We start from the raw sequence: 21552 nt of genomic DNA on the forward strand, positions 1-21552 counted from the left end.
ATACTGTTTTAATCAATGTTCTAATCAAAAAGGTGCAAAGTTAGAGCGGTCCCGAGGCCTCGGGATTAATCCGTAGGTCGTATGTTCTCCCAATGCTTCGGGAACTTAGGGAGCTTTTAAAGCCATCACAGTTTTTGTGGTGGTTTTTTATGTCTGGAAGTTTTGGAAAGAATTTCTAATTTAGGTAGATGAACTACTATATCAATATACTTTTTTCTCAAAGTGCTAATAAATACTACGTTGGCTATTCTCCTAATCCTGAAAAACGCTTGTTAGTGCATAATTCGTATGAAAATAAATCCAAGTTCACTGCAAAATATCAATCATGGGAATTAAAGGCTCAATTTATAGTTTCTCAAAATCTAGGAGAAGCACTGAAAGTAGAACGCTTTGTTAAACGCCAAAAAGAGTCGCCGTTTCCTAGAAGATCTAATAGAGAATCATCAAAGCAAAGATTATATCAACCGTCTAGTTGAAAGGGTGGTTGTTAGAGCAGTCCCGAGGCCTCGGGACTAACTCGTAAGTCGCAGTTTTCTTTAGTGCGCCTTTACCATATTAATAAAAGCCTGTGTCAATTCAGTTGTCCGATCTTTCCCCCTATTTTTATGTTCGGCCCACGGACACCCTCCTGAAGTTATTATATTTCCATCTTTTACCACACCTTTTCCTGCATAAACACTTCCCTCAAAAGCACTTTTTGCACTTTGATCAGAATACAGCGCATATTTTTTCCCTTTGAGTGCACCGGCCTCAGCAAGTAAATATACCGAAGCTACCTGTGCTGCAATTGGCTTATTGCTTTTAACAACGTTTTTTACAAAAGAAACGGTCTCTTCTGCGGTTTTATCTACGATCATACATGGAATTATAAACCCATCGTAATCATCTATATTAACCTGGTTCAGCTTTAAATCAGGAATAAATGAAACAGAACCGACATGAAGTCTCTTTCCTGTAACAGTAGCTGTAGTTACTTCAAAACCTGAATTCTCAAGCATTTCACTCATCTTAAGTGCTTCATTTTCCAGCATAAACTCTAACTGTGATGATTCTTCCTTTATTAGAATGAGCACCTTGTTAGCATCTTGAGAGTAAGAAGTATAGCAAGTTAAGAATGCGATAAAAAACAATGTGATTTTCATGATAACTGATATAAATGAACAACAAATGTCACAAGGATTAGTAACAAAACCAATCATGATAAGGCATTGTTCACAATAATTTAAAGAGTATTAGGCGAATGAATAAGGATGGGGGCAAGACAAAAGACTTTGGAAAGAAACCAGACATGGGCGTATCGTGATGCTTTCGAGAGGCTTATTTTCAGAGTTTTCTCAAAACAATTTTTTCTTGAATAAATAGAAATGAGAGATGTCATCTATGATTTAAAAATCGCAGTCATCATCATAATAATCTGAAGGCTCATGGCTTTTCCAAATGAGAGAAAGATTTACTTCATCGTATTCAGAGCCGTATAATATCTTATGAAAATGGAAGGCGATCGGTCTTGTATCGCCAGTACTCAGTGATGGTATTCTCACGTTCTGTTTTTCTATCATAACACCATCTTTACTCAACTCTGCTGTTGCCATTATATCATAAAGAACCAAATCACCCGTATTTTTAATTTTTGCATATATAACCGCTTTTCCCGGGGTAATTACTTGAAGGTTTGATTGTTCTATAAATATACAATTTGAACGATAGTCTTTTTCTAATAAACTATCCAGTACACGGCAACATGAAGAAAGAATTAAAAGAATGATAAATAATAAGGTTCGGTGATTCATAATTTGGGCTTTATATTATGACATATCAATAACATAAAACACTTAATAAAGATCGCAAAATAAAGGCACTAAGCTCACAAAACGCTTGCTTTGTGTCCTTAGTGCCTTTGGGGTATATCCTTTGCTCTTTTTATATGTCCAGATATATACTCAAGCCCACCGATACCGGGTAAAGTTCAGGGCCTTTGTTCTCTTCAAACAAAGTTGAGAAATAGTAAGTGCCGTAAAGATTGATGGCACGGTAGCCCATTCGTACCATGGCACCATATCTGAATTTTTGTATGTTGTAGCTGCTCTTCTTCTTTTGCTTATGTGGCTCTTCGTTATCGTCGTAGATAATACGGTTATAGGAGTTGATTCGCATCCCTCCAATTCCTCCTGCTGAGAAATAGAATGAATTGCGATAGCGATGTGTTGGAATTTGAAATTCCATAAGCAAAGGCACATTCAAATGCGTGGTAACCAACTTGTTTTTATCTAAGGGACGAGTGGCATCTTCATAGGTGATGTTACCATCGGCATCTTTGGCTAAAATAATCGGATTCGAAAAATGATAATTATTCCATTCAATGCCTAAGCCTGTTACTAATCCAATATTACCTCGTCGGTCGAGGGCAATGCTCCATTGCAGTGCATTTATGGCCCATGTATTTGACTTGCCTGCATTAAGCTCCATGTATGAATCAGCTGGAGGCAGGCTGGTGCTATTATCGTAAGTCACATAATTGTTAAAACCAAATTCTACACCCGTGTAATGACCTTTAAAACGTCGGTTACGATAGCGATTTCGCTCACGTTCTCTGGCGCCTATTTCAATGTATGTGTCGTTACCTTTTTCGTTTATAACAATATCGCCTCCTAATATTTTGATATGCGTTTTATTACCCTTATCGTCTTCAATAACCACTTCTTTTTCGCTATCTCCTTTTGTGGTCACTTTGGTAGATGAAGGCTCCTGGTATTCACTCGGAGGTACAGGTATGTCCAGGGGCTGGCCAGTTTCGTCTATCCACACCATTTGTCCTTCCAATAAAGCTTTGGCTTTACCATCTTCAAAGGCCCAAATATGGATATACATTGGAGGAATCACTTCATTTCCATAGTAATCGATGTAGCCAACCTTGCCATCTTTCAGTATACGGGCTTTACCATCTTCAAAGGTCCATATCTGTTGGTATTCGCATGGGATAACTTCGTGACCATATTGATCGATGTAACCAATTTTTCCACCTTTGAGCACTCGGGCTCGGTCATTATCAAAGGCCCATATCTGCTGATATTCACACGGTACCACCTGTTCGCCTTGTTTATTAAAATAACCAAGTTTACCTTGTTTCAGTACTTTGGCTAAATCGTTGTTGAATGGCCACACCTGGTCGTATTCGGCAGGGATGATAATTTGACCGCTGATATGAAAAATGCCAGCTTTGCCTGATTTTAATACGCGGAAAAAGCCGTTATCATCCAGATTCCAGACTTGATTGTATTCGCAAGGCACAATAATTTGCCCATTGGCATGTACAATACCTACTTTGCCATCTTGCATAACCCGGTAAATGCCCGACTGAATTTCCCAATGGCGTTCATACAGTGAAGCAATTTCAGGCTCAATGGTTTGCGCCATAGTACTCATGCAAGTGATAAGTAAGGCAAATATGGAAGTGGAAAATATTTTAAACATGATAGTTTAGTTTTTTAAAATTGAACAAGTGATAATCCAATTGTAAAAGGATACAGTTCAGGGCCTCTGTTCTCGGTATAAAATGTTGAGAAGTTATACGAGGCATATAGGTTGATAAAGCGGTAACCCAGTCGCACCATGGCACCATATTGAAACGGTGTAAGATTAATATCACCACGGCCTTTGTCTTTGCTGCGATCACCATCTTCTTTGTATACTATTTTGGTATGGCTGCCCAGCTTAAATCCACAATAAGGTCCTGCTGAAATATAAAAACGGTGGAATGGTTCCGAAGCTGGTATTTGCCATTCAAACAATAGCGGAATATTAATAAACGATGCGGTTATTTTGTTTTTTTCAACGCTTCGTGCCGGATCTACAGGTACACCAATTGTCTCTCCGGTATTAGGATCGCGCTCAAAGGTATAAGGCAAATCGGTTCGGTAGTTATAAAAAGTCCATCCGGCACCCAGTACCATTCCGAAATTATTTTTATGACGCTGTAATCCAATATTGTACTGTAAAAAATTAATACTGAAGGTAACCGATTTGGAGGCATTTAAATCCATCCAGTTATCTTCAGCGGGAATATCTGTTGAGAAATCAGCAGTGAGGTAGCCGTTAAAACCGATGTCGCAGCCTGCCCAGTGCCCTTTAAATTTTTCGCGAGGCACTCTTACCATACGAACGCGTGCCCGGTTGTAATCTTCGATTATTTCGAAGCGTCGTGTGCCTATCGTTATTTTGGTGATGGTATCATTAAATTCATCCACTTCAACTTTTACACCAGGTGCCTTCACAATGCTTTTGCCATGCTTTTCTTCAACTGTAACAATGCTTTTTGTTTTCTCTTGTGCTAATATATTGCTTGTTGATAGAACGCAAATAATACTTAGGGTTATTATCGTAAATATCTTTTTCATAGCCATAGTCTTTTATTTCATTTTCAGAAGTAGGACGCGCATCTTCGATTATTTGTTACAGCGAATTTTATCCTTTATAATGGATAAAGATTTAAAACATTAGTATCTTGTATGTTATAACTAAATTTTAACCTTATGCATGTCGCTATATTTATAGGAAGTCCTCGAAGTAATGGAAATACTGCCACCATGGCCGGTACATTATCAAAACGTTTAAAGGGCAAAGGTGTCGAATGCAGAACCTATTTTCTTTATCATCATAAAATTCAACCTTGTCTCGATTGTAGAGACTGCAAGAGTGACGCCATGGAATGTTCACAAAAAGATGGCATGATGCTATTGTACAATACCATGGAATGGGCCGACGTTATTATTTTTGGAACACCTATCTACTGGTTTGGCCCTTCTGCGCAAACCAAACTGATGATTGATCGATTCAGACCCTATTTTGCTAATAAAAAACTGTATGGTAAACGCGCGGGATTATTGCTTCCTGCTGGCTCTGGAGTGGGTGATTGTGATATGACCATTGAGCAATTTAGACGCATATTTAAGGCTTTAGGAGTTGAGTTTATCGATGCTGTAACCGTTAAGGCATACGATGAAGATGAGGCCGAAGAACTAATTAAGCGGCACGATGTATTACGTGACTTTATCGATAAAATTTTGATGGAGGAATCTTATAAAAGTCCAATTCAACTAAAAAAATAGTGGAAAAGTTTTGAGACTTATATTTTAGTCCTATATTTGAACTAACGTTTTAGTTGAATAGAATGAAAGAACTAACAAAAGCAGAAGAACAAGTGATGCAAAAACTTTGGGAATTGGGCAAAACCAATGTAAAAAGCATCATAGAACTCATGCCGGAACCCAAACCGGCATACAATACCGTATCTACCATTGTACGTATTCTCGAGAACAAAGGATTTGTCGACCATGAAAAGTTGGGCAAGGGGTATGAGTATTTTCCAATAGTCTCAAAGGAGATTTATAAAAAAGCCTTTATGAAGCGCTTTATGTCGAACTATTTTCAGGATTCGTTTAAAAACATGGTGTCCTTTTTTGCCAAAGAAGACAAAATGGATATTGAGCAATTAGAGGAATTACTGAATGATGTAAAGAAAGATTTGGATAGGGAAAAGGAATGATTTGATGATGTAGTGACGAAGTATACGATTACCTGACTCACTATAATTATCATCAATTCACAACTATTTCCCATCAACTTAAATAACTAGCGCTATGGATCTAATCGTCAATTATTTATTTGAATCGGCTATTATACTTGGCTTACTAACGGCATTTTACCGTTTGGTTTTGCATGCCGAACCAACATTTAAATTTAATCGTTTTTACCTGTTATTGTCCCTGTTGGTAGCAACAATTGCACCTATTCTGACATTTGTTGTCTATCGAACAATTGCTCCTGAAGGCGAAGTGTATGTTGGTAATGTGATTGAAGCCATTACTGTTTATGCCCAAAACACTAAGGCGGTTGTAGTGCCGGTTGTAGCCCAGTCATCGGCGTTTAAATGGTTATACATTGTTGGTTGTATTGGCTTACTAGTGCGCTTGCTTTTTGGCTTTATCCGATTGGGCGGATTGGCCGGTAAAGTAAAACTGGTTAGTTATGAGGGTTATAAAGTGGCTGACTTGCCCGGTCAGTTCAATCCTTTTTCATTCTTTCATGTGGTGTTTGTTAATCAGTCGCGCTACTCCGATAAGGAGCTGGAACAGATTATGATTCATGAACTCACACACGTTAAGCTAAAGCATAGTTGGGATGTGCTTTTGCTCGAAGTGCTGCTCATAGTTCAATGGTTCAACCCTTTTGCGTGGTTCTTGCGCAGTTTGTTAAAAGAGCTACACGAGTTTCAGGCTGATAAGCAGGTGCTCAAAAAAGGTTATTCAGCTAAAAGTTACAAAGAGTTGTTGTTGTTTCAGGCCACGGGTACCCGCCTGCTGCCGGTGAATAACTTCAACCAGTCGCTTACTAAAAAACGATTTACCATGATGAAGAAAGATAAAATTCAAAAATTATTTAGTTTAAAATCGGTGTTTTCCATTGTTACTATATCCATGGTTGCGGTGTTATTTGCCTGCGAATTACGTGATGTAGAACCGGAAATGACGCAAGAAGAAGCCGAAATTAAGGAAGCCATTGAAAATACCAATGCGCAGCTTAAGGCAAGTGGGCCTGTATTCTTTGTTGTTGAAGAAATGCCTGAATTCCCCAAAGGTGAATTTGAAAAAGGCGAACAGGCACTTCGTATGTTTATTGCTACAGGAGTTAAGTATCCGTTAGAAGCACAAGCAGCCGGAGCATTCGGACGTGCATATATCTCATTTATAGTCGCTGATGATGGCTATGTAAGGGATGTAAAAGTGGCCCGTAGCAGTGGACATTCCATTTTGGATGATGAAGCCGTTCGTGTGGTATCATCAATGCCACAATGGATACCTGGCAAACAAAGAGGAAAAGCTGTAAATGTGAGTTATACTGTACCGATTAATTTCTCGTTAAATGGAGGTGATGATATTAAGCAACAAAGAGAGAAGAATAAAAAGAAATATACACCTGAAGAGCAAGCTCAAATGATAAAAGCTAACAAAGAAAAAGGTGTTGATATTATTTTTAATGACGATGGTTCAATTGCTTCAATTGTTGTTGATAAAAATGGCAAAGCTACTCCAGTAGCTTCAAACTAATAAATGTAAATACCTATAGTAACATGCGATTTATCAACTGATAGGTCGCATGTTCTGGTTTATGTCACTGATTTCTTAGCGAACATTGAGTCTTCGTGGATAATGATACCGCTTTATAAATTCCGTGGACTTTCCACCGGTAACTCACATGTTTTATTTCTGCATTTGTAAATCAAAGTTACTCCTTCCTTGTAACGGTCTTTCAGTATTTCAAGCTCAGATGTTGCATCGACAGAGCCAGCATAAACCACACCTGGCCGTAGTTGCTTTTGCAGTTCTGTTCTGTAATGAATAGCCTGTTCACCAGTAATCACCATTTCCTGACGCTCATTTTGTAGGTGCGTTAATAAAGCCCATTGTGCATAGTATGTCGGATGTTCGGCAGCCAGCTTGTACATTTTTTGAATCAGTACATTGGCTATTTCTTCAAATTCGGGCAGGTGATACAATTGGTGTAATCGAATCAGATTATTGGCCATGGCACCCACCGATGAGGGAATCACATTATCCTGCACATCGGTTTTGCGGGCAATCAATTGTTCGCCACTCTTTGATGTGTAGTAAAACACTTGTGCTGTTGAGTTATAAAAGTTATCAATGGTATAGTGTGTCAGTTTTTGGGCTTCGTTGAGGTAAAATTCGTTAAAGGTCACTTCGTATAAACTGATGAGTGCTTCTATCATAAAGGCATAATCATCCAGAAAAGCATCAATTTTGCTAATGCCGTTTTTACTGGTTCGTAATAAATGACCATCATCTTGTTTGACTTGCTTGATCAGATATTGCATTGCTTTTTCTGCCATATGCAGATGTTTTTCTTCACCAAGAGCCTGGTAGGTATCACACAGACCTTTAATCATCAATGCGTTCCATGAGGTTAATGCTTTGTCATCTAATTCCGGTCTAATGCGGTTTTTACGAACATCATAAAGCTTGTCAAGTGCTGCATCTATTTGTGTTTCGAAGATTTCACAGTCAAGCTGGTGTAGTTCGGCGTATTGGTTTCTGCTTATTTCACCATGTAAGATGTTCTTGCCCATTTCCCAATTCCCATTTTCTTTGATGTTGAAATAGCTAAAGAAATGCTCGTCATCTCCAATAACTTCTTTTAATTCCAGATATTTCCAAATGTAAAACTCACCCTCTTCACCTTCGCTGTCTGCGTCTAAGGCAGAGTAAAAAATGCCTTCGGGAGCTGTTAATTCTTGCTCAACAAATTGTATTGTTTCATCCACAATACGTTTGTATAATTCATTGCGACTTGTTTTATAGGCATTACTGTATAACGAAATGAGTTGAGCATTATCATACAACATCTTTTCGAAATGGGGAGCAAACCATCGTTCATCGACCGAATACCGTGCAAAGCCACCGCCAACCTGATCATATATTCCACCCGATGCCATGTGATCGAGTGTAAGGTAAAGGAATGACAACAGTTCAGAATCGTTTTGCAAGCTGCCAATTTGATGAATGAGATTAAGAGATACGGGCATCGGAAACTTCGGAGCTTCGCCAAAACCACCAAATTTTGTATCAAAGCGTTTACTGCTGTTTTGTATTGCTTTGTATATGTCAGGCGCATCCGTATTGTCAGCCAATGGCATCTCTAATTGTTGAATGCCTTGCATCAATGCATCTGCTTGTTGTTGCAATTTCTCTTTGCCGTTTTTATTTAGCTCAGCCAGTTGATTCAGCACTTGTAGCCATTGTTGTTTCTGAAAATATGTGCCTCCCCACACAGGTCGTCCATCGGGCAATGCAAAACAGTTAAGCGGCCAACCGCCTCTTCCGGTCAGCATTTGCACTGCCTCCATGTATATTTTATCCACATCAGGTCGTTCTTCACGATCGACTTTTATGCAGATGAAGTGCTCATTCATAATTGATGCGACTTCTTCATTTTCAAACGATTCGTGTTCCATTACATGGCACCAATGGCAGGCCGAATAACCCACACTAATCAGCAATAATTTATTTTCGGTTTTGGCCTTTTGTAAGGCTTCTTCATTCCATGGATACCAGTTAACCGGGTTGTGAGCATGTTGAAGCAAATAAGGGCTTGTTTCGTTGATTAAGGCGTTGGTGTGCATGTTTGATCTGTTTTGAGATGAGGTGCAGCTATAGCTTGTAATTAAGAATATTATCGTTACAAGTTTTGCAAGCTTTTTCATAGTAGCACAACAGTGAAAGAATCTTGTAGTTCAGTAAATGCGCAAATATTTTGTTACCTTACCAACTAAGCGGGCAATAATTTCGTCTTCCAATTGGTTTGATTAATAGCTCTCTTAGTTGTAAAAAGATATATCGATGCTTCAACGTTCATTAATATATTTACTAATTATCATTGGTATGTTGTCATGCACAAGTTTAGATGTTGATAAAATATCTGAAGAGCTTGAGTATAAGCCTAATCTGTCATTGCCTCTGGGTAAGTTGCTAGTACAATATGATGATGTCAATGATTTACCTATATCCTTGCCCAATCCGCTTGATGCTGAAGAAGTAAATTGGCATGAAACAGATACAGTATATTTTAATCTGCAGTCGTCGATTAGCGAACGAAAATATATTGTTACGCTGATGCTGCAGTTTGATATCACAAATCGTTATCCGGCTAATATGGCTGTGGAGCTGTTCTATATTGATCTGATGGGGTATGCTATTGCATTAACACCAGAGCCAATACATGTATTAGCGGCAGACATAGATGCAGATGGAAAAGTCACCAGAGAAAAGCATACGGATACTTATCCATACCAGTTATTCTTGAGTGATGAGCAGATTGATGAACTACTTTATGCTGAACAGTTAATAATTAAAGCAGAGGTTAACGGTCTGTTATTAACCGACCCGGTTGTTAATAGCTTTGAAGAATATAGCATCAATACAGCCGTTGGGGTACAAGCACAAATTGATTATAGCATTAATAATTTGTAGATGCAGAAAGCATACCAATATATCCTTCTCATAATGCTGCTTGTTTGTGTCAAGCCGATAATGGCACAACAAAACCTCACGCTATTTTTAATGCACGATGTACCACAAGCCAACTATGTTAATCCTGCCGTTAGTTACCAATGTAAATGGATTGTTGGCTTTCCCGGGCTCTCATCGGTACATGCTAATTATAACAACAGTGCTTTTTCGTTGAATGAAGGGTTGCGCTATGACAGCTCTGTTGATTCCAGCTATTTTAATTTCGATCAGATTATTGGCAATCTAAATAATACCGAGATTGTGCAATCAACAGTTCATTACACACCACTGTATGCTGGCTTTTGGGTAAAAAATAATTGGATAACACTATCTATCAGTGAAAAAGTAACATCATATAATACGGTTCCTAAAGCCGTGGCCGAACTGGCTTGGTATGGTAATACGCCGTTTGTTGGCCGAGAGGCTTCAATTGATGGTTTGCGTCTTAATGGTATGCATTTTAGAGAATACGCTTTAGGCATAGCTCGTTCGGTGTCTGATCGTCTGACTCTGGGTATGCATGCCAAATTGTTGTTCGGAAAAGGAAGCCTGTACACACCTCGTACACAAGGCGGGCTCTCGGCCAATGCCAATAATTTTGGTTTATTAATCGATTTAGATACAAAAATTAAAACTTCATTACCCATAGATGTTGAGTTAGATGATGAAGGTTATGTCGAAAATGTTGAATTACGCGAAGACATTGACTGGATGCAATACATGATGAACAGCAAGAACCTGGGTGTAGGCTTCGATTTTGGCTTTATCTATCATTACGATGAAAAAACAACGTTCTCGGGAAGCCTGCTTAACTTAGGTTTAATAGGGTGGCGTACAGAACTCAATACTTTTGTATCAGATGGCGTTTTTGAATTTACAGGTACCGATTCATCAACCGATTTTAATAGCGGTGATTATGCGCAGGAATTAAATGATAGCCTAAGGCACCAGTTTTTACCAATACCTGATGATGGAGGCTTTAGTACTAGGCTAACTCCGGAAATTTATTTGGGAGCAAGCCATAAACTGAATAATCATATTAATGGCGGAGCAGTATTTTACAGCCGTATTCAGCGTAATAAAGTCATGCCAGCTTTTACGCTCTCAGCCAATACTTACGATTATAAAAGATTGAATGCTTCTGTTTCTTATACTGCTATTAATGGCGATTACTTTAATATTGGTGCTGGGCTGGGTGTTAAATTGGGAGCTGTTCATTTGCATGCAGCAGCTGATAATCTGTTTGGTTTTCTAAAGGTTGAGAATCAGCGAAATCTGAACCTGCGCTTTGGCGTGAGTTTTGTGCCACGTTGCAGCGAACGCAAAGTAAAAGAGCAGCAATCGAAAAATGGCATCAGTGCCTTGCCATGTTACCACAGTCCGTACAAAGGGGAGGGAAGAAGAAAGAGGTGAGTTGAATCCTGAAGACACAAAAAAACCTGTCAGGACATAGAGACCTGACAGGTTTGAAATATGTTTCAAAAAAATTACTTAAGCAACTTATCCAACTGAGCTGCCTTGTCTTTTTGGTCTAGTCGCAAGTAAGTATTTTTTAAATATCTGATATACGATTTATTCGTTGGTTCCATCTTACGAAGCTTTAATAGTGTGTCGCGCGCAATACGGAAATCTGCCGATACCTTTTTTAAATCCCGACGCAGATAAGCATAAGTAGTGGCGTTTTTGTTCTTGTTGTACTTTGCCATCTCATACTTGTATCGCTTCTCGGCTTTTTCATAATAATACTTGGCTTTCCAGTCCAACGCGGCTTTATAATCCGGATTAGCTTTAATCAGTGCATTACAGGCTTTTACAGCAGCAGAACCTTTTTTAGAAGCTTCGAGAGCTTTAATGTATTCCAATTGTGCTTCTTTCGATAAGGTAGCATCGCCTTTATTGGTATACGCATCCATCACAGCTGCGTAATCCTCTTTCGATGAATTAAGGAATACCAGACGCTCGGTTTTTAGCTTAGCCAGTTTGTTGTCAGTAATTCGTTCGGCATTATTGGTCCAAAGAGCAATTTCTTCATCTACTTTAGCATTGCTCTGCAGCATCTGTGCATACTCAGCAACTAATTTGATGTTGCCATCATCTTTTAAAAGTTCGCTATAAATACTGGCCGCTTCATCGACTTTGTCAAGTTGAGCACAGCTTTGCGCCTGTTTCAGATATAGTTCATTGCTCACTTCAACGCCATTTGCATTTGCCAGATTAATGTACTCGGAGTACATGGTGTAAGCGGTATTATAATCGGCCTGCTCAAAGGCAGCATCAGCACCAGTTTGAAGGCTTGGCAGTTTGGCTGTTGGGTTACAAGCTACCAATATGGCAGCTGTTAATATGATAATTACTTTTTTCATCTTAATCGTGTTTTGGTGTTTAAAAGGCGAAGATACAATCAAAAGCTGTGCCGAACAATTTTATAAGACGCAAGACATAAGATAGGAGATGAGTTGAAAGTGAAGTGAGTTTATTAGTTTAAATGTTGAGGATAAGAGTTTGGGTTTAGAGTTTATGAGTTGAGAATGAGTTGAAGGTTTACTGTTATATTAAGCTGTAAATCAAATCTTCTCCTTTTCAGGGGGAAGTGCCGAAGGCGATGGGGGAGTTTGTAGAAGAAGAGCTTTGGCTTACAAGCTGTATATCTTTCTTCACTTTTTTATAGGAGGAGAACTTCGCCAAGAAAAGAGAGGTGGTTATCAATTATTAGCGCTTGGGTATTTGTTTAAGATGCAGCTTTTTAGAAAGATACGCAAAATCAACTGGTGTCTTAATATTAACAGAAAGTGTCATTAATGCTTGTAGCAACTCATCTTCATCAATCGGCTTATGCGCCTTTTCAATTCTTACCTCAGTAATGCCCTGATTAATAAAGTCAAGTTTATTGGCAGCTGTTTGGCTCACATCGATAATGCGACCTTTAATAAAAGGACCCCGGTCATTAATGGTGACAATAACCTGCTTGTTATTTGCCATATTGGTGACAACTAGCTTCGTTCCAAACGGGAGTGTTTTGTGAGCAGCTGTTAAACATGAGTTGCTAAAGGTGTCTCCATTGGCTGTGCGACGACCTTCAAACTTATCAGCGTAATAAGAAGCCTTGCCAATTTGTTCAAACTCCTGTGCATATAATTTAGAGGTTATAACAAGTAATATTATCAGGAGTAATCGCATCTATTTCACTTTTGTAACACCGCCTGAAACTATAAATTTCATCACATCAGCCGGATGTGCATCAATGGGTTTCACATGATCAGATGGAATAACATACAGTTCGCCCAATATACCATAAGAGCTAGGCAGATATACAGCAATTTTATCTTTAACGCCTAATTCATTAAGGTCAGATGAGGTGATAAATCCAAGTCGCTGCAGAATGCCTTCCTTATCGAGTGTCACCAATACCGGCTTTTCAAACTTGCGCTCTTTACCAACAAAGGCTGAAAGTAAGTCTTTAACTGATGAATAGATAACTTTAATGAGGGGCGCTTTTTTTAATCCTCGCTCAAAGCGGTTTTCTATGGGAGCAGTTATCAGCTTCTGACCAATAAAGCCGATTAGTGTTATTAATAATAGAATAACTAATAATCCTAATCCCGGAAAGTTGAATTGTGCGTATGGCTCATGCTGAAATATTTCTAAGTCGAGCAACAAGCCATCGAGCCAAATAAATGCAAAGACAAGAACATAGATTGTAACGCCTAAAGGAACTACATATAATAATCCCTGGAAAAAGTATTTAGCGAGTTTTTTCATTTAATTAAGATTAAAGACATAAGACGCAAGATAAAAGATAAACTTGTTATTGGCTTAGTCTTTCTCTTAATGCACTAATCATTCTTTCTATCTCCTGAACTTTTATCTCAAGCTCATTGAATGTATCGTCAGTGATAAAGTCTAAATCAAAACAAAGCATTAATTGAGTTTCTAACTCATACGCTGAACCTATAGCAATGTCAAGAAAACGCCCAAACTCCTTATCTGTTCTTCGCCCAGTTCCTTCCGCAATATTTGAAGGGATTGAAACCGAAGCTCGTCGCATTTGGCTAATAAGTCCAAACTTCTCTTCTTCTGGTAAATCTTTAGCTAGTAGATAAATGTCTTTAACAAGGTGTCTGGCTTTTTGCCAAACCTTAAGTTCTCTGAAATTATGCATTTTAAGTCTTTTATCTTATGTCTTTCGTCTCGTGTCTATAAGTCGTTTTCTTCCCTTACTTTCTTAGTCAAACTTTTAACGATCAATTCATAAGAGTGATCAATCAATTCTCTGATGAGATCATCTTTTAATGTACCATCAGCATATACAGAGTTCCAGTGCTTTTTGTTCATGTGCCAACCAGGTTTAATGGCCGTATGTTTTTCACGTAGTTCAATGGCACGTTCAGGTTCACACTTCAAATTCATATAAAACTCCTTATCCAGACTGGTGAGAGCAAACATTTTTCCAGCAACTTTAAAAACCAATGTTACTTCATCAAACGGGAACTCTTCCGTTACAGCCGGTTTGGCAATGCAATACTCTCTAAATTCTTCGATATTCATATGATTGTGATTTAATGGTTGGAAATATAGTGAAATAGTAGAGATGAGAGTTTGTTTTAATAGCAGAAGGTGAATTTCTATCTTCAAACTTTTGCCTTACAAACTCGGATGAAACGCCTCATCAATGTGTTCAATGTTCCAATCGTCTCCATCAGGAATTAGTGTTACCACATCAAAGCGCACTTCGTTTTCAATGTCCATCTCATTGATGTAAGCCTCTGTTGCTTCAACAATAAAACGAATCTTACTGTTGGTTATGGCTTCTTTTGGGTTCTCCCAACCGTCTGTGGTTCGGGTTTTAACTTCGATCACCACCAGATAATCGTCATGCAGGGCAATCAGATCAATCTCTTTATGGTTGTATTGCCAGTTGCGTTCCAATATTTCAAAACCTTTTTGCTCCAGATAGTCGGCCGCAATGGCTTCACCCGTTTTGCCCAGTTCATTGTGGTCGGCCATGGTTTAGAAAGTTAATTGGCAACAATCAGATGCTACTTTCATGCTTACTCGCTTACCAAATACCAATGGCAGGTTCAGATGGTCGTGCCCTGCCGGGAAGCCCATCATCACCGGATAATCATATTCAGCAACAGCCTCCTTAACAATTTCAAAAGCCGTTTGACCATAAGGATCATCATTGTCTTTCATATCTGTAAAATCTCCTACGATTATTCCGCTAAGTTCTTTTAAGAAACCACTAAGTTTCAGGTTTTGCATCATTCGGTCCACACTATATAAGTATTCGCCAATGTCTTCAATGAAAAGGATTTTTCCATGCGGATTTGTATCCAGAGGTGTAGCACGCAAAGCATAAATAAGAGCTAAATTACCCCCTATCAATATTCCTTCAGCTTCACCATTGCGGTTATTCTCATTTGGTTTTATCGAATAATCGGGAAATTGGCCATGTAACAAATCAAAAAGTGCTTCCATATCTTCTTCATCATCTGCTTTGTCTGGGAAGTTTTTTGGCATGGGCCCATGGATGGAAGCAACACCTGCTTTATTTTGAAGAGCTGCATGTAGCACGGTTATATCACTATAGCCCACAAGCCACTTAGGATATTCCAGGAAATGTGTAAAGTCAATCTGGTCGATAATACGAATAGTGCCATAACCGCCGCGAGCACAAAAAATAGCATCAATTTCAGGACTGTTCAACATGTGTTGTAGGTCGGCAGCACGGTGTTCGTCATTACCGGCAAACTGATGAAACGAATTACACACATTTTCACCAAGTACCACTTTGTAAGCTCTTTTATGAAAGAACTTTTCAGCAAAATGAATGGTTTCAGCTTCTATCTTTCCTGCCGGAGCAACTATGCCTATTGTAGAGCCTTTTTCGAGAGATTTGGGGAATATCATAACAGAAGTATCAAGATTTAAGATAAAAGTATCAAGATAATCTCTAAAACGAAAATCGTGTTGTGCCTTGATGCTTAAATCTTATGTCTTTTATCGTACTTCTATAATAAATTACTTTGCATATCTTTGCGCAATTAAAATAAACCATAGAATATCGGGTTCTCAACGAACCAAAAAATAATTCAAGCAGAATGAAGCAAGCCGGAGATTTTAAAAGAACGTTGGTAACCACTGCGTTGCCCTATGCCAATGGTCCTGTTCATATTGGTCACTTAGCGGGTGTATATGTCCCAGCTGATATTTATGTGCGTTACCTTCGATTAAAAAAGGAAGATGTTGTATTGATTGGAGGATCAGATGAGCATGGTGTACCCATTACATTAAAGGCTAAAAATGAAGGTATCACGCCACAAGATGTGGTGGATAAATTTCATGGCATCATCAAAGATTCTTTTGAGAAATTCGGTATCTCATTTGATGTGTATTCGCGCACCACAAGCAAAACACATTACGAAACAGCTTCAGAGTTTTTTAAGACCCTCTACGACAAAGGCGAGTTTATTGAGAAGGAATCGGAACAGTATTACGATGAAGAAGCTAAGCAGTTCTTGGCCGATCGCTACATTACTGGTACTTGCCCACATTGTAAAAGCGAAGGCGCTTATGGCGACCAGTGCGAAAGCTGTGGGACTTCATTAAATGCTACTGACTTGATTGACCCACGTTCGGTTGTTTCTGGTAGTAAGCCTGTTGTAAAATCAACGAAACACTGGTACCTACCTTTGGATAAGCACGAGCCATTTTTAAAAGAATGGATTCTCGACGGACATAAAGAATGGAAATCGAATGTATACGGTCAGTGTAAGTCATGGATTGACCTTGGATTACAGCCACGTGCCGTAAGTCGTGATTTAGACTGGGGTGTGCCTGTTCCTGTTGAAGGTGCTGATGGCAAAGTGCTTTACGTATGGTTTGATGCGCCTATTGGTTATATTTCGGCTACAAAAGAATTAACGCCTGAGTGGGAAAAGTACTGGAAGAGTGAAGACTCGCGTATGTTACATTTTATTGGAAAAGATAACATCGTGTTCCACTGTATCGTGTTCCCATCGATGTTGAAGGCTGAGGGAAGCTACATCTTACCAGAGAATGTACCAGCTAACGAATTCTTAAACCTTGAAGGTGATAAGATTTCAACTTCACGTAACTGGGCTGTGTGGTTGCATGAGTATTTGGTAGACTTTAAAGATAAGCAGGATGTATTGCGTTATACTTTAACGGCCAATGCACCTGAAACAAAAGACAACGATTTTACCTGGAAGGACTTTCAGGCACGTAACAACAACGAGTTAGTAGCTATTTTAGGTAACTTCGTCAATCGCGCCATTGTATTAACACACAAGTATTACGATGGAGCTGTTCCGGCACAGGGTGAATTAACCGACTACGACAAGGAAACCTTAAATGAGATTCCTGCTTTAGTTAAGAAAGTAGAAGATGCTTTAGACAACTTCAAGTTCCGTGAAGCTGTGAAAGAAGCCATCAATCTATCGCGTTTAGGTAATAAGTACCTGGCCGATATGGAGCCGTGGAAACTTATGAAGACCGACCCGGAGCGAGTGAAAACCATTATGAATATTGCGCTACAGATTACGGCAAATGTTTCTATTTTGATTGAACCTTTCTTGCCATTTACCGCTAAGAAGATGCAGACCATGCTAAATCTGGGAGGCTTAACATGGGCCGATTCTGGTAAATTGGATTTCTTGGCTGAAGGTCACATGGTAAACAAACCTGAGTTGTTGTTCGAAAAAATCGAAGATGAAACCATTCAGAGTCAATTGGATAAATTAGAGCAAACTAAGATTGATAATGAAGCAGCTAATAAAACTGCAGCTCCTGCCAAAGAAAACATTGAGTTTGATGATTTCGTGAAGATGGATATCCGTGTTGGAACCATTGTTGAGGCTGAGAAAGTGGCTAAGACGAAGAAGTTACTCCAGTTGAAAGTAGATACTGGTATCGATCAGCGCACTGTTGTATCGGGTATTGCCGAGTTCTTTAAACCTGAAGATATTATTGGCAAACAAGTGAGTATATTGGTGAATCTGGCTCCTCGTAAAATCCGTGGAATCGAATCACAAGGCATGATTTTAATGGCTGAAGATGCGACAGGGAAGTTAGAATTTGTTGCACCTGCTAATGCGGTTAAAGAAGGATCAGAAGTAAGGTAGAGAAGACGTGTGACAGAGGACGGAAGGCGGATGATGAACGAAATATTTAGCACGAAGTTTGCAGTCCGAATAAAATATAGAATCGTATCTTTTTAGGTGCGATTTTTTTATTTGAACGCATAATCGCAAAGGCACCGAGTTTTATAAATGCAATTGAATTGATTGATATTCTACCAATTGCAATAAGGCCTTCAACACTTATATGAGGTTCTCTACAATAAAAAAAACTCTGCGTCTCAGCGTTAAGTTTAATTCGTCATGTAAATCAACTCACCTCTCTTGGCCCTTCTTAAATTAGCTTTGCGTCTCTGTGTTTATTCACGTAACTTGCACTGCGCAAAAAACAACCTGCATTATATGTATCTAAAATATATTCTTACTGGCATTGCATTAATAATAGGTGGTTTATTGGCGGTGCAAGGCAGCATCAATTCGCAACTGGGTGGTATTTTAAAAAGTCCTACACAGGCTGCTTTTGTCAGTTTCTTCGTTGGCACAATTACTTTGTTTGCATTAAACATAGTTATGCGAACCGAATTACCATCGAAAGCTTTGATTGCTGAAATGCCTTTATATCTTTTTATTGGCGGCATCATAGGCGCCATCTATGTCAGTTCAGCCATTATCCTTATTCCTAAAATTGGAGTTGCAACCATGTTAGGTGCATCCATTGGTGGTCAGATGATTGTAGCTTCGGTCATTGATCATTACGGACTCTTTAATGTGGCCGTTCACGCAGTATCTCCAGGTCGAATTATTGGTATTGTTTTGTTGATTATTGGCGTTTTACTAGTCCAACGATTTTAATTTATTAGAGAAATTTAGCGTTAATAACTAACTGAGTAAGTACAAGTTGGAGCATGTAATACATGTCATGCATGAAGATACTTGCATATGTTATTGATTATCATGCTTTACAACACTATTAAAAACAGTTAAAATATCTATTTAATATCAACAAAAGGTTTATTTTTGCGCCTTGGAAAAAACAAACAGTTACATTATGGCAGATAAAACAAATCAACTGTTATTTAGTGATTTTCCGAAAGTATCTACTCAAGAGTGGATGGATAAAATCACGGCAGACCTAAAGGGAGCAGACTTTGAGAAAAAGCTGGTATGGAGAACCAATGAAGGATTCAACGTACAGCCTTTCTATCGTTCTGAAGACCTTGAATCATTAACCTATCTTGAAAGCCAGCCTGGCGAGTTCCCGTATGTTCGCGGTAACAATGCTAAGTCGAACAAATGGTTCGTACGTCAGGATATCGTTGTAAAAGACGTAAAAGCGGCCAACGAAAAAGCATTAACTGTCCTTACCAAAGGTGTTGACAGTATCGGATTTGTTATTGAAGACAAAGCGCTAATTTCAGAAGCTAACATTGAGGCTTTATTAAAGAACATTATTTCTGACGATGTAGAAATTAACTTCAACGCTTGTTGCGGAAACAAGGAGTTAGTGGATGCTGTTGTTGCTGTTCTTAACAAGATGAACCGTACACATGCTGAGGTTAAGGGTTCTATCAACTTTGACCCGATTGGTGATTTAACCATCAATGGAAAAGCATGTTGCGAAACTGAAAAAGCGCTAGACAAAGTTAAAGAAGTGGCCGAAGTAGCTAAGAACTTTCCACAGTTTAAAACTGTAGGTGTTAATGCTCGTCATTTCAACAACGCCGGTGCATCTATCGTGCAGGAGTTAGCTTTCGGCTTGGCTATGGGTAATGAGTACTTAACGCAGTTAACTGAGCGTGGCATGGCTATTAACGATGTAGCAGCCAACATTAAGTTTAACTTGGGTGTAAGTGGTAATTACTTTATGGAAATTGCTAAACTACGTGCTGGTCGTATGTTATGGGCTAAAATTGTTGAAGCTTATAAACCAACTGGTGTTGAGGTTTGCAAGATGCATGTTCATTCTGAAACTTCAGACTGGAACAAGACTATTTTCGATCCAAACGTAAACATGCTTCGTACTCAAACTGAGGCAATGTCTGCTACTTTAGGTGGAACGCAGTCGTTAACTGTTCAGCCATACGATACTTTATATAAAGAGTCGGATGATATTTCAGAGCGTATTGCACGTAACCAACAGTTATTGTTGAAAGAAGAATCTCACTTCGAAAAGATTGTAGACCCATCAGCGGGTTCATATTATATCGAAAACCTTACAAATAGCATGGCTGAGGAAGCTTGGGCATTATTTGTTGAGGTAGAAGACAAAGGTGGTTTTATTGCTGCAATGAAAGAAGGCTTTATTCAAGGTCTTGTGAAAGAAACAGCTGAAAAACGTCGTAAAGCCGTTGCTACTCGTCGCGAAAACCTATTAGGAACAAACCAGTTCCCTAATACAGGTGAAATTATCTCTGATGTTATCGATGCTAAGAAATTAGTTAAGTCGGCTTGTTGTTGTGGTGAAGGAAAAGAAGTTGAACCAATCAACTTGTTCCGCGGTGCTCAGGATTTTGAAGAGCTACGTTTAGCAACTGAGAATGCAACGAAGCGTCCAAAAGTATTTATGTTGACATACGGAAACTTAGCCATGCGTTTAGCACGCTCTCAGTTTTCGGGTAACTTCTTCGGATGTGCTGGTTACGAAATTCAGGATAACCTAGGTTTCGAAACTATCGAGGCTGGTGTTGAAGCAGCTAAAGCAGCTAATGCCGACATCGTTGTACTTTGTAGTGCCGATGACGAATATGCTGAAGCAGCTCCAAAAGCTAAGGAATTATTAGGCGATACGCCATTAGTAATTGCAGGAGCTCCTGCTTGTGCCGATGAGCTAAAAGCGAAAGGTATCACCAACTTTGTGAATGTTCGTTCAAATGTATTGGAGACATTGCAAGGCTTTAACGAGATGGTTCTAGAAAAATAGACTTTGAGACTATAGACTTTTAGACTTAAGACCATTGAAAGAATAATTGATTAGCAATGAAAAGGAAGCATAACTTTAAGGAATTACAGATTTGGCAGAAAGGTAGAGCTCTTGTGAAAGACATCTATCAGCTTACATCTAAATTTCCTAAATCCGAACTGTATGGATTAGTGAGCCAAATGAGGCGTGCTTCAATATCAATTCCTTCTAATATTGCTGAAGGTTCTGGTAGGAAAACGAGTAAGGAGTTTAGTCGTTTCCTGGAGATTGCTTATAGTTCAGCTTTAGAGCTTGAAACACAGTTATATCTTTCTTTTGATCTTACGTTTATCTCAGAATCTACTTTAGATGAATATCTAAATAAAATTGATGAAGTTCAAAAGATGATTTCTTCATTTGACAGTAAAATTCTGGCAGATAATATCTAATCGTCTATTGTCTAAACATCTAA

General features: G+C 38.8%; 22 protein-coding genes. 10 read left to right on the plus strand and 12 right to left on the minus strand.

From position 1 onward, the window contains the following. Window positions 1-188: 188 nt before the first annotated feature. The gene (locus tag JIV24_RS01075; protein ID WP_200463144.1) at window positions 189-476 is read left to right on the plus strand and encodes a GIY-YIG nuclease family protein; all 288 of its coding nucleotides are present in this window, start codon (window positions 189-191) and stop codon (window positions 474-476) included. A gap of 60 nt (window positions 477-536) precedes the next feature. Here the strand turns inward: JIV24_RS01075 and JIV24_RS01080 are convergent, their stop codons facing one another. The 4 genes from JIV24_RS01080 to JIV24_RS01095 form a co-directional block, all read right to left on the minus strand. Next, window positions 537-1142, minus strand: coding sequence for a DJ-1/PfpI family protein (locus JIV24_RS01080; RefSeq protein WP_200463145.1), 606 nt, complete (start codon window positions 1140-1142; stop codon window positions 537-539). Between the two features lie 243 nt (window positions 1143-1385). Further along, window positions 1386-1790: a hypothetical protein gene (locus JIV24_RS01085; RefSeq protein ID WP_200463146.1), complete on the minus strand. Its 405-nt coding sequence runs from the start codon at window positions 1788-1790 to the stop codon at window positions 1386-1388. Window positions 1791-1920: 130 nt separating this feature from the next. Next, window positions 1921-3471, minus strand: coding sequence for a WG repeat-containing protein (locus JIV24_RS01090; RefSeq protein WP_200463147.1), 1551 nt, complete (start codon window positions 3469-3471; stop codon window positions 1921-1923). 14 nt (window positions 3472-3485) lie between these two features. Then, a complete protein-coding gene (locus tag JIV24_RS01095; RefSeq protein WP_200463148.1) occupies window positions 3486-4394 on the minus strand; it encodes a porin family protein in 909 nt (302 codons plus the stop codon). Between the two features lie 135 nt (window positions 4395-4529). Here JIV24_RS01095 and JIV24_RS01100 point away from each other — a divergent pair, with 135 nt between their 5' ends. From JIV24_RS01100 to JIV24_RS01110, 3 genes are all read left to right on the plus strand, one after another. Further along, entirely contained in the window at window positions 4530-5105 is a 576-nt protein-coding gene (locus tag JIV24_RS01100; RefSeq protein WP_200463149.1) for a flavodoxin family protein, read from the plus strand. Between the two features lie 62 nt (window positions 5106-5167). Beyond that, window positions 5168-5542: a BlaI/MecI/CopY family transcriptional regulator gene (locus JIV24_RS01105; protein WP_200463150.1), complete on the plus strand. Its 375-nt coding sequence runs from the start codon at window positions 5168-5170 to the stop codon at window positions 5540-5542. 94 nt (window positions 5543-5636) lie between these two features. Further along, entirely contained in the window at window positions 5637-7103 is a 1467-nt protein-coding gene (locus JIV24_RS01110; protein ID WP_200463151.1) for a M56 family metallopeptidase, read from the plus strand. Between the two features lie 113 nt (window positions 7104-7216). Here JIV24_RS01110 and JIV24_RS01115 read toward each other — a convergent pair whose 3' ends face one another. Then, window positions 7217-9196, minus strand: a complete 1980-nt coding sequence (locus JIV24_RS01115; protein WP_200463152.1) for a thioredoxin domain-containing protein — start codon at window positions 9194-9196, stop codon at window positions 7217-7219. Window positions 9197-9413: 217 nt separating this feature from the next. Here JIV24_RS01115 and JIV24_RS01120 point away from each other — a divergent pair, with 217 nt between their 5' ends. Next, the gene (locus JIV24_RS01120; RefSeq protein WP_200463153.1) at window positions 9414-10043 is read left to right on the plus strand and encodes a hypothetical protein; all 630 of its coding nucleotides are present in this window, start codon (window positions 9414-9416) and stop codon (window positions 10041-10043) included. Further along, window positions 10044-11495 carry a DUF5723 family protein gene (locus JIV24_RS01125; RefSeq protein ID WP_200463154.1) on the plus strand — a complete coding sequence of 484 codons (1452 nt, stop codon included), beginning with the start codon at window positions 10044-10046 and terminating at the stop codon, window positions 11493-11495. It begins immediately after the preceding gene. A 74-nt stretch (window positions 11496-11569) separates the two neighbouring features. Here JIV24_RS01125 and JIV24_RS01130 read toward each other — a convergent pair whose 3' ends face one another. The 7 genes from JIV24_RS01130 to JIV24_RS01160 form a co-directional block, all read right to left on the minus strand. After that, complete coding sequence (locus JIV24_RS01130) at window positions 11570-12445, minus strand: tetratricopeptide repeat protein (protein WP_200463155.1); 876 nt, start codon at window positions 12443-12445, stop codon at window positions 11570-11572. Window positions 12446-12791: 346 nt separating this feature from the next. Beyond that, a complete protein-coding gene (locus tag JIV24_RS01135; protein ID WP_200463156.1) occupies window positions 12792-13259 on the minus strand; it encodes a septal ring lytic transglycosylase RlpA family protein in 468 nt (155 codons plus the stop codon). Next, on the minus strand, window positions 13260-13841 hold the full coding sequence (locus tag JIV24_RS01140; RefSeq protein ID WP_200463157.1) for a DUF502 domain-containing protein: 582 nt from the start codon (window positions 13839-13841) through the stop codon (window positions 13260-13262). A 46-nt stretch (window positions 13842-13887) separates the two neighbouring features. Further along, entirely contained in the window at window positions 13888-14241 is a 354-nt protein-coding gene (locus tag JIV24_RS01145) for a four helix bundle protein (protein ID WP_200463158.1), read from the minus strand. 35 nt (window positions 14242-14276) lie between these two features. Beyond that, window positions 14277-14627 carry an MmcQ/YjbR family DNA-binding protein gene (locus tag JIV24_RS01150; protein ID WP_200463159.1) on the minus strand — a complete coding sequence of 117 codons (351 nt, stop codon included), beginning with the start codon at window positions 14625-14627 and terminating at the stop codon, window positions 14277-14279. A gap of 96 nt (window positions 14628-14723) precedes the next feature. Then, window positions 14724-15086, minus strand: a complete 363-nt coding sequence (locus JIV24_RS01155) for a YraN family protein (protein ID WP_200463160.1) — start codon at window positions 15084-15086, stop codon at window positions 14724-14726. A gap of 3 nt (window positions 15087-15089) precedes the next feature. Next, complete coding sequence (locus tag JIV24_RS01160) at window positions 15090-15992, minus strand: S66 peptidase family protein (RefSeq protein WP_200463161.1); 903 nt, start codon at window positions 15990-15992, stop codon at window positions 15090-15092. A 191-nt stretch (window positions 15993-16183) separates the two neighbouring features. Between JIV24_RS01160 and metG the strand changes: the two genes are divergently transcribed. The 4 genes from metG (at window position 16184) to JIV24_RS01180 (ending at window position 21529) form a co-directional block, all read left to right on the plus strand. Then, a complete protein-coding gene (metG, locus tag JIV24_RS01165) occupies window positions 16184-18226 on the plus strand; it encodes a methionine--tRNA ligase (RefSeq protein ID WP_200463162.1) in 2043 nt (680 codons plus the stop codon). A gap of 357 nt (window positions 18227-18583) precedes the next feature. Then, window positions 18584-19033, plus strand: a complete 450-nt coding sequence (locus JIV24_RS01170) for a DMT family transporter (protein ID WP_200463163.1) — start codon at window positions 18584-18586, stop codon at window positions 19031-19033. Between the two features lie 196 nt (window positions 19034-19229). Further along, on the plus strand, window positions 19230-21101 hold the full coding sequence (mutA, locus tag JIV24_RS01175; protein ID WP_200463164.1) for a methylmalonyl-CoA mutase small subunit: 1872 nt from the start codon (window positions 19230-19232) through the stop codon (window positions 21099-21101). Window positions 21102-21157: 56 nt separating this feature from the next. Then, the gene (locus tag JIV24_RS01180) at window positions 21158-21529 is read left to right on the plus strand and encodes a four helix bundle protein (protein WP_200463165.1); all 372 of its coding nucleotides are present in this window, start codon (window positions 21158-21160) and stop codon (window positions 21527-21529) included. Window positions 21530-21552 lie beyond the last annotated feature (23 nt).

It is taken from the genome of Carboxylicivirga marina (genome assembly GCF_016612505.1).
Taxonomy (GTDB): Bacteria; Bacteroidota; Bacteroidia; order Bacteroidales; family Marinilabiliaceae; genus Carboxylicivirga; species Carboxylicivirga marina.